General features: G+C 66.1%; 11 protein-coding genes and 2 tRNA genes. 7 read left to right on the top strand and 6 right to left on the bottom strand.

What is annotated here, in order from left to right; translation table 11 throughout:
* Positions 1-146: 146 nt before the first annotated feature.
* From BMI90_RS12875 to BMI90_RS12855, 5 genes are all read right to left on the bottom strand, one after another.
* Positions 147-854, bottom strand: a complete 708-nt coding sequence (locus BMI90_RS12875) for a dimethylsulfonioproprionate lyase family protein (protein WP_078529890.1) — start codon at positions 852-854, stop codon at positions 147-149.
* 250 nt (positions 855-1,104) lie between these two features.
* Positions 1,105-1,179, bottom strand: a tRNA-Glu gene (locus BMI90_RS12870).
* Positions 1,180-1,205: 26 nt separating this feature from the next.
* Positions 1,206-1,280: transfer RNA gene (locus BMI90_RS12865), tRNA-Glu, on the bottom strand.
* A 170-nt stretch (positions 1,281-1,450) separates the two neighbouring features.
* Positions 1,451-3,193 carry a single-stranded-DNA-specific exonuclease RecJ gene (gene recJ / locus BMI90_RS12860; protein ID WP_078529889.1) on the bottom strand — a complete coding sequence of 581 codons (1,743 nt, stop codon included), beginning with the start codon at positions 3,191-3,193 and terminating at the stop codon, positions 1,451-1,453.
* Between the two features lie 39 nt (positions 3,194-3,232).
* A complete protein-coding gene (locus BMI90_RS12855) occupies positions 3,233-3,934 on the bottom strand; it encodes a DUF599 domain-containing protein (protein ID WP_078529888.1) in 702 nt (233 codons plus the stop codon).
* Positions 3,935-4,016: 82 nt separating this feature from the next.
* Between BMI90_RS12855 and BMI90_RS12850 the strand changes: the two genes are divergently transcribed.
* From BMI90_RS12850 to BMI90_RS12825, 6 genes are all read left to right on the top strand, one after another.
* Positions 4,017-5,450, top strand: a complete 1,434-nt coding sequence (locus BMI90_RS12850; protein WP_078529887.1) for an FAD-linked oxidase C-terminal domain-containing protein — start codon at positions 4,017-4,019, stop codon at positions 5,448-5,450.
* Positions 5,451-5,539: 89 nt separating this feature from the next.
* A complete protein-coding gene (locus tag BMI90_RS12845) occupies positions 5,540-6,619 on the top strand; it encodes an FAD-binding protein (RefSeq protein WP_078529886.1) in 1,080 nt (359 codons plus the stop codon).
* Between the two features lies 1 nt (position 6,620).
* Positions 6,621-7,898: a glycolate oxidase subunit GlcF gene (glcF, locus tag BMI90_RS12840; RefSeq protein ID WP_078529885.1), complete on the top strand. Its 1,278-nt coding sequence runs from the start codon at positions 6,621-6,623 to the stop codon at positions 7,896-7,898.
* A gap of 69 nt (positions 7,899-7,967) precedes the next feature.
* Positions 7,968-8,753 (top strand): trypsin-like serine protease, encoded by a 786-nt coding sequence (locus BMI90_RS12835; RefSeq protein ID WP_078529884.1) that lies wholly within the window; start codon positions 7,968-7,970, stop codon positions 8,751-8,753.
* Between the two features lie 10 nt (positions 8,754-8,763).
* Positions 8,764-9,636, top strand: a complete 873-nt coding sequence (locus tag BMI90_RS12830) for a trypsin-like peptidase domain-containing protein (protein WP_146671285.1) — start codon at positions 8,764-8,766, stop codon at positions 9,634-9,636.
* A 158-nt stretch (positions 9,637-9,794) separates the two neighbouring features.
* Positions 9,795-10,259: an Hsp20 family protein gene (locus BMI90_RS12825; protein WP_078529883.1), complete on the top strand. Its 465-nt coding sequence runs from the start codon at positions 9,795-9,797 to the stop codon at positions 10,257-10,259.
* A 561-nt stretch (positions 10,260-10,820) separates the two neighbouring features.
* Here BMI90_RS12825 and BMI90_RS12815 read toward each other — a convergent pair.
* Complete coding sequence (locus tag BMI90_RS12815) at positions 10,821-11,162, bottom strand: LysR family transcriptional regulator (RefSeq protein ID WP_078529881.1); 342 nt, start codon at positions 11,160-11,162, stop codon at positions 10,821-10,823.
* A gap of 203 nt (positions 11,163-11,365) precedes the next feature.
* On the opposite strand from BMI90_RS12815, the gene BMI90_RS12810 reads away from it, so the two are divergent.
* Positions 11,366-12,556 (top strand): MFS transporter, encoded by a 1,191-nt coding sequence (locus BMI90_RS12810; protein ID WP_078529880.1) that lies wholly within the window; start codon positions 11,366-11,368, stop codon positions 12,554-12,556.
* Positions 12,557-12,564: the final 8 nt, after the last annotated feature.

The following is a 12,564-nucleotide window of genomic DNA, read 5'->3' as shown; positions in this document are numbered from 1 at the left end:
GACGCTCGCTTTCATCTCAGGGATGCCTGCCGATTTGACGCTTCAGACCGGGGGGCGCTCGCTCTTCGACTAAATTCTGCGTCCGTTCGCCGACAGCTTGCGTGGCAGCTTCCGGGAAAGCTGATCGCGCTCTTTCGCCCCGACCTTCAGATCCCCTGCGCCACGCGGGCTTTTCGGGTCGAGCTGAGCTTCATGCCCGGCGCGGTCAGCCGCTCTTCCGGGCCAACCCATGCATAGGCGAGCAGACAGGGGTCGATATCGGCTGTTGTGATGCGATGCTCATGATCGGGACGGTTGAGGATCAGCGATCCCGGCGCATGCACGGCGGTGTCGTTTTCCGACCAGGGGCCGGACACGGAAATATAGCTCTCCTCGATCTCACTATGGCTGTGCTGCGGATAGGTCGTCTTCGGCGCAAAAAGCACGAAGCCGAGGATCAGCCGCTCCGAGCGAACCGGGCCGCGGGGGCCAAGCACCTCGCAATAGGCATATTTGCGCGCGAGCGCCTTTGGCACTTTCTCGTAGCCATATTCCCAGGTCAGCGCCGGGGCCACGCGGCCCAGAGCGCGTGCGAGCCCGGCAACCGCGCCTCTCTCGCCCAAGTCGAGCGCGCGCGGCAGATGTGCGGTGACGGGCTTTGCCTCGGGGCGGCGCGGGGTGATCTCGGGATTGGCGTCGATGAGTTGCGAAAGCGTGTCGCGGACCCGTTTGCGATGCGAGCGGATCAGCCGACTGCCACCCGCAGAGCCGTGGCGGTAAAGCGTGTCGAACTCGCGCAGCAAATAAAGCCAGTCCGGCAGGTCGCACAGGTGCGGCGGGCTCTCGGGGGTGGTCTCGGACAGGGGCAGGGTCATCGACAAGATCCAAAGGGCGGGCGCCGGTTGACGGCGGGGTTGCGGGGCGTCTTTTAGGTTAGTGTGCCAGCGCGCGTCGCCAGATCAAGGGAGCGTCGCGTCAGCGCATGAAATCGACACGATGGAAAAAGGGGACCCGAAAGGGAAAGAGACCGGGTCTTGCCGCGTGATCCGGTATTCCGCAAATCGAATGCGGGCCGTGGCGATTTGCCGTAGCGATTTGGCTCGCGATGGTTTCAGGGGGAGACGATGGCAGCCCGTAGGGGAATCGAACCCCTCTTTCCAGGTTGAAAACCTGGCGTCCTAACCGATAGACGAACGGGCCACGCGTCGCTCTTGCAGGATGGGAAGTGGCAGTCCGTAGGGGAATCGAACCCCTCTTTCCAGGTTGAAAACCTGGCGTCCTAACCGATAGACGAACGGACCACGCGAAGCCTTCCGGCAGTACCTGCGTGAGGTGGAGCGGTGTTTAGGCCAGAGAACCGTGACTCGCAAGAGGGTTTTTGCGGATTTGCGGAAAGTTTTTCTTCTCCCGTGACGCCTGCCCGGAAAGCGTTGAAAAACATTGGTTTCGGTGCGGATGCCGAAGCTTCGTCTCAGGCGCGCGCGGCATCCTCGAGACGCAGCTGAACCTTGTTGCGCCCGCCCCAGGAGTTGATCTCGAGCCGCCCCGCGAGGTGGAAGCGCCCGGCCCCGGGCTGGCTCAGCACCGGGCCGAGCGGGCCATCGAACGCGCCAAAGCAAACCGCCTCGATCCGCGCGCCCATCCCGTCGCCAAAATGGAAGCGCAAGTGGCTTTCTCCGATGCGGCGCACGCCGGTGATCTCCATGCCCGCAAAGGCAAAACGTGGGGCAGGGGCGCCCTGTCCGAAGGGGCCGGCGCGCTCGAGGTCTTCGATCAGCTGCGCGCTCGCGGCGCCGGGCATCAGGAGCCCGTCGAGGCGCAGATCACGCGGGCCGATTTCACCCGCGCCCTGTTTGGCCAGCAACTCCGAGAGCCGCGCCATCGCGGCCTCGAGCTTGTCTTCCTCGACGGTCAGCCCCGCCGCCATCTTGTGCCCGCCGCCTTTCAAGAGCAGCCCTTCCGCCGCGACGCGCTGGATCGCCGCGCCGATATCGACGCCCGCGACCGAGCGGGCCGAGCCCTTGCCGATCCCGTCCTCCAGGCCGATCACGACCGAGGGGCGGTTCGTCGCCTCTTTCAGCCTTGCGGCCACGATCCCCACGACGCCCGGATGCCAACCGGGACCGGCGGCCCAGACGAGCGGAGCGTCGGCGCCACGCTCTTCGGCCTGGCTGAGCGCCGCCTCGCGCACGGCGTTTTCGACATCACGGCGCTCGGTGTTGAGTGCATCGAGGCGTTCCGCGATGGATTGCGCCTCATGCGGATCGTCGGTCGCCAGCAATCGCGCGCCCAGATCCGCCGCGCCGATCCGCCCGCCCGCGTTGATCCTGGGGCCCAGCACGAAGCCCAGATGATAGGCGGCAGGCGCCCGGTCGAGCCGCGCCACATCCGACAGCGCCACAAGACCGGGCCTTTCGCGCAACGCCATGATCTTGAGCCCTTGTCGCACGAGCGCGCGGTTGCAGCCTGTGAGTGGTGCCACATCGGCCACGGTCGCCAGTGCCACGAGATCCAAGAGCGCCATCAACGGCGGGCCCTGCACGCCCTCCTCGCGCAGCTGCCGGTTCGCCTCGACCAGCATCAGGAAGACAACCGACGCCGCACAAAGATGCCCCAGTTCGCCGGTTTCGTCCTGACGGTTGGGGTTCACCACGGCCAGCGCCGGGGGCAGGGTCTCGCCGCCAAGGTGGTGGTCGAGAATGACCACATCGGCGGGTTTGGCGGCGGCGACGGGCTCGTGGCTCAGCGTACCGCAATCGACGCAGACGATCAGCGGATGCTCGGCGCCTAGGGCCTCCATCGCCGGGACGTTCGGCCCATACCCCTCGTCGATCCGGTCGGGGATATAAAGCGTGGCCTCACGTCCCATAGCGCGCAGCCAATGGATCAGGAGTGCCGCCGACGAGCCGCCATCCACGTCGTAATCGGCAAAAACGGCGATCTTCTCGCCCGATTTCACCGCCTTGAGGAAACGGGTCGCCGCCGCCTCCATGTCGCGCAAGCTCCGCGGGTCGGGCAGCAGCTCGCGCAGGGTCGGCTCGAGGAACCCCTCGGCCTCTTCCGGGGCTACGCCGCGCGCCACGAGGATGCGCGCCAGCGGCAGGGGCAGGCGCGTCTGTTGCGCCATTGCCTCGGCCAGCCGGTCGGCCTCGGGCGAGGGCCCCACCCAGCGCCGGCCGGTCAGTGATTGGTCGACGGAAAGAAAACTGCTCATGAGCCGGGTTTAGCCAAATCCGATCCGGCCTTCCAGCGCCTAGTCGGGGCGATTTTCCAGCAGTGCCTGACGCGAGTCCGAGGCAAACTCGCGCCGCCAGAGCATGCCGGTGGTGAAGACCACGGCCCCGATCAGCGCGTAAGGCCCCAACAGCCAGGCCAGCGTCGCCAGCGCGAAATAGACCGAGCGCAGCCCGCGATTGAAACTTTTCGCGGCGTTGATGTTGATCTGCGCCGCCTGTGCCGCGCGCGGATAGGCGAGCGGATCCTGAGGATCGTTGGGCACCGCCGCCATCGCGATCGCGGCATAGGAAAAGAGCCGGTGCGACCAGACGAATTTCAAGAACGCGTTCGCCCCGAAGAGAACGGCGGTCAGGATGCGCGCTTCCCAGAGCAGATCCGGCCCGCGATCGAGGGCGAAATCGCTCGCGATATTCGCCAGGGGCTGCGGATTGGCGATCAGCGCAAGCCCCGCGCCGATGGCCAGCAGCGAGGTCGAGGCGAAGAAGGTCGTCGATTGCCGCAGCCCGTCCACCATCGCCGAATCGAAGATGCGCGGCTGGCGCGTCACCAGCTGTCGCATCCACTCGCGCCGGTAACCCGCCATCAACTTGCCCATCGATGGGCGCGACGGGCTCGAATGCTCGGTCATCCAGCCGATCACCATCCAGGAGACCACCAGAAGCGCCAATGCGGCAAGGTCGAGCGGCCCAAGTGGGCCGATTTGCAAGGACTCGGTCATGCTGATCAGTTAGCGTGATGCAGCTTGTCTTGTCACCGGGGCTTATTGGTTATATTTTCTGACCAACCGGGAGGAGTTGCTCATGGAAATGCCCAAGCCGAATGACGATCTGCTGGCGCGCAAGCCGCAGATTATCGCCCGTCTGCGCGAAGTGCTGCCCGCCGATGCGGTGATCGATGACCCGAACGAGACGCGGGCCTACGAATGCGATGCGCTCTCGGCCTACCGCTGCCAGCCTCTGGGCGTGGTGCTGCCGCGCTCGACGGCCGAAGTCGCGTCGGCCCTGAAAGCCTGTCACGAGATGGGCGTTCCTGTAGTGCCGCGCGGCGCGGGCACATCGCTTGCAGGGGGCTCGATGCCGCAGGCGGATTCGGTGGTGCTGGGGCTCGCGCGGATGAATTCCGTGCTCGAGACCGATTACGCGAACCGCTTCATCCGGGTCGAGGCGGGGCGCACGAACCTCTCCGTTACCGGCGCAGTGGAGAGCGACGGCTGGTTCTACGCGCCCGACCCCTCGTCGCAGCTGGCTTGCGCGATCTCGGGCAATATCGCGATGAATTCGGGGGGCGCGCATTGCCTGAAATACGGGGTGACGACGAATAACCTCCTTGGCGTGACGCTGGTCACGATGGAGGGCGAGGTGGTCGAGATCGGCGGGCCGTATCTGGACGCGGGCGGGCTCGATCTTTTGGGCCTCATCTGCGGCTCGGAGGGGCAGCTGGGCGTCGTGACCGAGGCCACGCTGAAGATCCTGCCCAAGCCCGAGGGCGCGCGCCCGGTGCTGATCGGGTTCAATTCGAACGAGGTCGCGGGCGCCTGCGTCGCCGATATCATCAAGGCGGGCATTCTGCCGGTCGCGATCGAGTTCATGGATCGCCCCTGCATTGTCGCGACCGAGGCCTTCTGCCATGCGGGCTACCCCGATTGCGAAGCGCTCCTGATCGTCGAATGCGAGGGCTCCGCGGCGGAGATCGACGAGCAGATCGGCATGATCCGCCAGATCGCGGGACGTCACGATCCGGTCGAGTTCCGCGAAGCGCAATCGGCTGACGAGGCCGCGCGGATCTGGCTCGGCCGCAAATCCGCCTTCGGCGCGATGGGGCAGATCAACGATTACATGTGCCTCGACGGCACGATCCCGGTTTCGGAACTGCCTTTCGTGCTGCGCCGCATTGGCGAGCTGTCGAAGGAATACGGGCTCGATGTGGCGAACGTCTTCCATGCGGGTGACGGCAATATGCACCCGCTGATCCTCTATAACGCCAACAAGCCGGGCGATCAGGAGCTGTGCGAGAAGCTGGGTGCCGAGATCCTCAAGCTCTGCGTCGAGGCGGGCGGCTGCCTGACCGGCGAACATGGCGTGGGCATCGAGAAGCGCGACCTGATGGATGTGCAGTTCGCGCCCGCCGATCTGGAGGCGCAGATGCGGGTAAAGGATGTGTTCGATCCGAAATGGCTTTTGAACCCCGCGAAGGTGTTTCCGCTGGGCGCGAGTGCGAGCCGCCGTGTGAGCTGACGGGGCGCGAGCTGAGGGCGGGGAGGGGCGCTGCCCCGCTCGCTGTCGCGAGCCCCCGGGATATTTTTGCCAAGAGGAAGGCAGATTTCATGAGAGTTGAAAGCGAAGCGCAGCTGGCCGAGGCCGTCCGCGATGCGGGTGGCGCGCTGGCCGTGCGCGGAGGGGGCACGCGGCCGGTGGGGCGCTGTCTGGGCGAGCCTTTGGAAGTCGGGATCACGGGGATCACGCTTTACGAGCCGGGCGCGCTGACGCTGGTGGTCGGGGCCGGGACGCCTCTGGCCGAGGTCGAGGCGGCGATTGCGGCGGAGGGCCAGCGTCTGCCGTTTGAGCCCGCGAATTGGGGGCCGGTTCTGGGGGCTCCGGGCGTGAGCACGGTGGGCGGCGTCGTTGCGGCGAATGTCTCGGGCCCACGCCGGGTGCAGGCCGGGGCCTGTCGCGACAGCCTCATCGGGGTGCGGTTCGTCGACGGGCGCGGTCAGGTGGTGAAGAACGGTGGACGGGTGATGAAGAACGTCACTGGATACGATCTGGTCAAGCTGATGGCCGGGAGCTGGGGCACGCTGGGCGTGATGAGCGAGGTGGCCTTCAAGCTGCTGCCCGCAGCGCCCGCGCAGGCGACCGTCGTGATCGACCTTCCGGCAGGGGCCGCGACTGTGGCGCTGGCGGCGGCGCTGGGTTCGCCCTTCGATGTTTCCGGCGCGGGCTGGGTGCCGGATGTCGGCGCGGTGGTGCGAGTCGAGGGGCTGGCCGAGTCGGTCGCCTATCGCGCGGGTGAGCTTCGCAAGCTTCTGGAGAAATTCGGCCCGGTTCGGATCGAGGAAGAGGGATCGGCCGCGATTTGGGCCAGCCTGCGCGATCTGGAGCCGTTCGTCGGCAAACCGGGCGATCTTTGGCGCTTTTCGGTCAAACCCTCGGAGGCCTCGGAGATTGTGGCACGTCTGGGCGGGGAGGTGCTCCTTGATTGGGGCGGCGGGTTGATCTGGGCGCTATTGCCCGAGGGGGCCGAGGCGCGCGCTCTGGCAGCGCCCTATTCGGGCCATGCGACCTGCATGCGCGGAGCGGCGGGCGTCACCTTCGAACCCGAACCCGCGCCGATCGCCACGCTCACGACCGCGCTTCGGGCGCAATTCGACCCGCGCGGTATTCTGAACCCCGGAAGGATGGGCTGACATGCAGACGAATTTCACGCCCGAACAGCTGGAAGATCCCGGCGTCGCGCGCGCCAACGAGATCCTGCGGGCCTGTGTGCATTGCGGATTTTGTACCGCGACCTGCCCCTCGTATCAGGTGCTGGGCGACGAGCTCGACAGCCCGCGCGGGCGGATCTACCTGATCAAGGACATGCTCGAAAGCGGGCGCCCGGCGGATGAGAAGACGGTCAAGCATATCGACCGCTGCCTGAGCTGTCTGGCCTGCATGACGACCTGCCCGTCGGGGGTACATTACATGCACCTGATCGATCATGCGCGCGCCCATGTCGAGAAGACTTACAAACGGCCGATGATGGATCGGTTGCTGCGCTGGACGCTGGCCAAGATCGTTCCCTATCCGGGGCGCTTTCGTCTGGCGATGGGCGGGGCGAAGCTGGCGAAGCCCTTTGCGGGTCTGCTGCCCGATAAGCGGCTGCGCGCGATGGTGTCGATGGCACCCAAGACCATCCCGCCGGTCAGCCGCAATGACGATCCGCAGGTTTTCGCGCCGATCGGAGAGAAGAAATACCGCGTCGCGCTGCAGATCGGCTGCGCGCAGCGCGCGCTCAACACCGATATCAACGATGCCACGATCCGGCTGCTGCGGCGGTTGGGTTGCGAGGTAGTGATCCCGAAGAACCTTGGGTGCTGCGGGGCGCTCTCGCATCATATGGGCCGGGAAGACGAGAGCCACTCGCAGGCGGCGCGCAATATCCGCGCTTACCTAGGCGAGGGCGATCTGGATGCGGTGATCATCAACACTTCGGGTTGCGGCACGACGGTGAAGGATTACGGGCATATGTTCCGTAACGATCCGCTGGCCGAGGACGCCGCGAAGGTCGCGGGGCTGGCCTGCGATATCTCGGAATTCCTCGTGAAGATCGGCCTGCCCGAAGGCAAGGGCGGGATGCGCGTCGCCTATCACGCCGCCTGTTCGCTGCAGCATGGACAGCAGGTGAAATCTGCCCCGAAGGATCTGTTGAAGCGTGCGGGCTACGAGGTGGTCGAGCCCGCCGACAGCCATCTGTGCTGTGGCTCGGCCGGTACCTACAACCTGCTGCAACCCGAGATCTCGGAGGAGCTGAAACGTCGCAAGGTAGCGACGCTCGAGGCCAAGCAACCAGAGGTGATCGCGGCGGGCAATATCGGCTGCATGGTCCAGATCGGGGGCGGCACCGACGTGCCGGTCGTCCATACGGTCGAGTTGCTGGACTGGGCCACGGGCGGGCCGAAGCCGCCCGCTCTTGCACAAAGCTGATCTGCGCCACAATCTGGCCGTATCGGGGCGTTACGAAAACCGTGACGCCCCTTTTCTATCGGAGCCCTGATGCGCGCGCTTGCCCTGCTGATCTCGCTGCTTTTCGCCGTGCCGGCGCTGGCCGAAGATGTCGGCGCGCCGCTTACGCAGTTGGAGACCGGCGATCAGACGCGCGGCTGGGAGGCGGTCGGGCGACTCGATCTGGGGCAGGGCAGCTTCTGCACGGGCACGCTGATTGCCGCCGATCTCGTGCTGACGGCAGCGCATTGCCTGTTTGATCGGCGCACGGGCGCGATGATCGACGCGCGCGACATGGAGTTTCGTGCGGGCTGGCGCAATGGCCGGGCCGAAGCCTATCGCAAGGTCTCGCGCGCCATGGCGCATCCCTCCTATCGCTATGAGGGACCGCAGGGGATGAAGCGCTCTTCCTTCGATCTTGCGCTGGTCAAACTCGCCCAGCCGATCCGGTTGCCGCAGCTTCAGCCCTTCGCGCTCTCCGACGCAGCCCCCTATAGCGGCGAGCAGGTGGGAGTTCTTTCCTACGCGAAGGGGCGTTCCGAAGCGCCCTCGCTGCAAAAGGCCTGCGCGGTCATCGCGCGCGAGAACGCCACCGTCATCATGAGCTGCTCGGTCGATTACGGGGCGTCGGGCGCGCCGGTCTTCAGCTTTGCCGATGGCACGCCGCGCATCGTCTCGATCGTCTCGGCCAAGGCGGAACTGGGCAAGGAGCCGGTCTCCATCGGATCGCTGGTGAGTGGCGTCGCCGATCTGCGTCAGGAGATCGAGGCGCGCGATACGCCGCGCGGCGCGCAGGAAATCCGCGCGGGCGGGGCAAAATTCGTGCGGCCGAACTGAGGAGGCGAGGATGCGGATCACGGGCCTCATCGCGGGTGTTCTTTTTGTCGGGCTTCTGGGCTCGGCGGCGCAGGCGGAAAGTTCGCTCGACCGGCTGTCGCAACGCGCCGATCTGTTCGGTTGGGAAGCCGTGGGCAAGGTCGCAATCGGAGAAGGCGGTTTTTGCACCGGCGTTCTGATCGCGCCCGATCTGGTTCTGACGGCGGGTCACTGCATCTTCGATCGCTCGCGCAACGCCGCGCGCCCGCCCTCGGAAATCCGTTTCCTCGCCGGTCAGACCGGCGATATGGAAATCGCCGCCCAGCCGGTCGCGCGCATGGTGGCCGATCCCGATTACGCGCCTTTCGTCCCGATTTCCGCCGAGACGGTGCGCCATGACGTGGCGCTGCTGCAACTCGCGCGCCCAATCCCCAGTTCGGTCGCCGCGCCCTTCCGGGTCGGCACCGTCGGGCCCAAAGGCACGCAGGTCTCGGTCGTCTCTTATGCGCGGGGTCGCGCGGACATGCTGTCCTGGCAGAAGAGTTGTTCCGTCTTCGGGCGCGGCGAGGGGCTGGTGGGCTTCGATTGCGATGTGAACCATGGCTCTTCGGGCGCGCCGGTCTTCGATCGCTCGGGCGTGGCTGCGGGAGAGCGTGCGCGTGTCGTCTCGCTCGTTTCCGCGGGCTCGCGCAAGGATGGCGAGGTGAGGGCCTACGGGATGGAGCTGCCGGCCATCGTCGAGACGCTCAAATCGGCGCTGCGCTCCGGGCGCGGCGTGATCGAAGGGACAAGCCCGCAGGCGCAGGCCCCCGCCCCGAGCATCCGCAGTGTCGGGCAGACGGGCAGCGGCACGCGCGTACTGTCGGGCGGCAGCGCCAGCGGCGCGAAATTCCTGCGCCCCTGAACGGGTTTCATGCGCCAGCGCGCCCCTCTTGAAACGCCGTTTTTCCACACCCAAATTCCGTTGTGTCGGGATGCCTGATGAGGGTTCCGGCGCTTCAACTGCCCGGCCCCGCGACAGGGGCGGGTTACCATAGACATCGCTCAAGAGAGGATGACACCATGCGAAGCTTTGATCTTTCGCCCCTTTACCGCGCCACTGTCGGTTTCGATCGCGTGGCTGACCTGATGGACCGCGCACTCTCCACCGACCTCGCGCAGCCGACCTATCCGCCCTACAACATCGAGAAGACCGACGAGAATGCCTATCGCATCTCGATCGCCGTCGCCGGGTTCTGCTCGGACGAGTTGGCCGTCGAACTGAAAGACGGCGCGCTTATCGTGACCGGGCGCAAGGCCGAGGACACGACCGACCGCACCTACCTCCATCGCGGCATCGCAACCCGCGCCTTCGAGCGCCGCTTCGCGCTGGCCGATCATGTGAAGGTGACGGGCGCCACCCATGAAGATGGGATGCTCCACCTTGATCTCGTGCGCGAGGTTCCCGAGGCGCTCAAGCCCCGCCGGATCGAGATCGCCGGGCCGAGCAAGGCCGAGACCAAGCAGGTCGAGACCGTCGACGCCTGAGGCGCATCACGGTTCATGAGACGGGCGCGGGGGATTTCCCCCGCGCTTTTGTTTTGTGGGGGGAAGGTCGACCGTGGCCCCTGGCTAGTCGCCCTGCGCCAGCGTCATAATTGAGAACGGGTAAAACATCTCACAGCGGTCTGAGATCTTTGGTGCTCCGCCCGCGACCTCGGCCTCCGATCTGTCGAAACACATCCTACCAGCGCGCCATCCGCCTTGAAGAGCGGCGTCCCACGTGCGGGATAGCGTCAGCGAGGCTGAGGTCGAACGGACGCCGAGCTGGAAAAAGGGGTAGAGCATGATCCAGGTGCCGCACAGTGGATGGCCGCAGGTCGCGACGCGGGAATTGCCGTCGAAATAATAGCGTAGCGCTCGGGCTGATCGCACGGCATCGCGCGTTCCAGATGACGACCCCGCCGTGTGAAGATCCGGGCGGTGGAACTGGGAAAACGGGTGGATGTCTGGACGGCCTCTCTCAACTCAGCCACGTGGCAGGCCACAGGGTTGCCGGTTCGGAGGAAGCTCCATTTTTCTCGCGCAACTCGCGCCCGGGACAGCGCCTCACGGCGCGATCATGTCGCCGATCAGCTTGATTTCTTCCGCCCCTGCTGCACGGGTCTTTTCCTCGAGACGGCGATAGGCAGCCAGCACCGCCTCGCCCTCAGGGGTCAGTGACGCGCCGCCACCTTTGGCACCCCCGCGCGAGCTTTCCACCAGGGGGGCACGAAAATTCGCGTTCATCACCTCGACGAGGGACCAGGCGCGCTTGTAGCTCATTCCCATCGCGCGACCGGCCGCCGAGATCGAGCCCTCGCGGGCGATTTCTTCGAGCAGCCGCGCCTTGCCCGGGCCCAGCATCGCTTCTCCGAAGTAGAGGCGCAGCATCAGCCGGGTCAGTTCCATCTTGGCGCTCCTTAAGCCTTTCGCGTCCCCAAGCCAGAGTCTGATCCTATCCGCGTGCGAGTTCAAGAGGTCGTCCGGTCACGCGGCCGTGTCGAGATGGCCCATGGTGATTGACCGTCGCGATTGACCGTTACGAAGCGCCCACCCCCCTTGCACTCCCCGCGTGCTTCGGCGAGCGTGGCGCGCACTATTTCGGAGCCTTCATGTACGTCTCGATCGCCTGCCTCGTGGGGGCCTATCTTCTCAGCCAGTTCTACCGCACATGCCTCGCGGTGCTGACCCCGGTTCTGAACCACGAGATCGGGGTGACGGCGGGCGATCTCGCGGTGTCGCTGGGGCTCTGGTACGGGGCGTTCGCACTGATCCAGATCCCGATCGGCGAGGCGCTGGACCGGATCGGGCCGCGCCGGACGGTCGGCGTGCTTCTGGGTCTTGGCGGCGGCGGAGGGGCTGCCGTTTTCGCGATGGCGCAGGGGCCGATGGGCATCCATCTGGCGATGATCCTGATCGGGGCAGGCTGCGCGCCGGTGCTGGTGGGCAGCTATTTCATCTTCGCGCGGGCCTTTGCGCCAGTGCTCTTCGGCACGCTCGCGGCCTCGATGATCGGGGCGGGGAGCCTGGGTAACCTTGCTGGGGCCGCGCCGCTGGCCGCCGCGATCGAGGCATTTGGCTGGCGGCCCTCACTCTGGGCGCTGGCCGCGATCACGCTGGCGGTCGCAGCGCTCATCCTGATTTTCGCGCGCGATCCCGAGCGGGTCGAACAACCCGCAGGCCGCCGCGGCACCGCGCTTGACGTGCTGCGCCTGCCGGGCTTCTGGGTGCTGTTGCCGCTGACGGTCGCGAATTACACCGCCGCCGCCGGTATTCGCGGAGTCTGGGCAGGGCCCTATCTCGCGGATGTCTTCGGGGCGGACGCGCATCTGATCGGCAAGGTGACGCTGGTGATGGGGCTTGCGATGATCGCGGGCAATTTCGCCTATGGCCCGGCCGACAAGATCTTTGGCAGCCACAAGCGCGTAGCGCTTTACGGCAATGCGGTGCTGGCGCTGGCGCTGACGGGGCTGTGGCTGATGCCGGGGCAGTCGCTGTGGCTGGCGACCGCGTTTCTGGCAGCAATCGGGTTTTTCGGCGCCTCTTTCCCGGTGATCATGGCGCATGGGCGCACTTTTTACCCACCGCATCTGACGGGGCGGGGCGTGACGCTGCACAACATGTTCTCGATCACGGGCGTGGCCGCGATGCAGTTTGCCTCGCGGCCCGTCTTTGACGCGGCCTCGGCAGGCCATACCGCGCCGGTGGCCTATGGGATGCTTTTTGCCTTCTTCCTCGCGCCGGTGGTGATCGGGCTGGCCTTCTACGTTTTCGCCCGCGACAGTGGGGACGGGTTGCGCTAGAACCTGCC

Source organism: Thioclava sp. L04-15 (genome assembly GCF_002020275.1).
In the GTDB taxonomy this organism is placed as follows: domain Bacteria; phylum Pseudomonadota; class Alphaproteobacteria; order Rhodobacterales; family Rhodobacteraceae; genus Thioclava; species Thioclava marina.
Note: the sequence above shows the minus strand (reverse complement) of the source record. Positions and strands in the feature narration are given on the sequence as shown.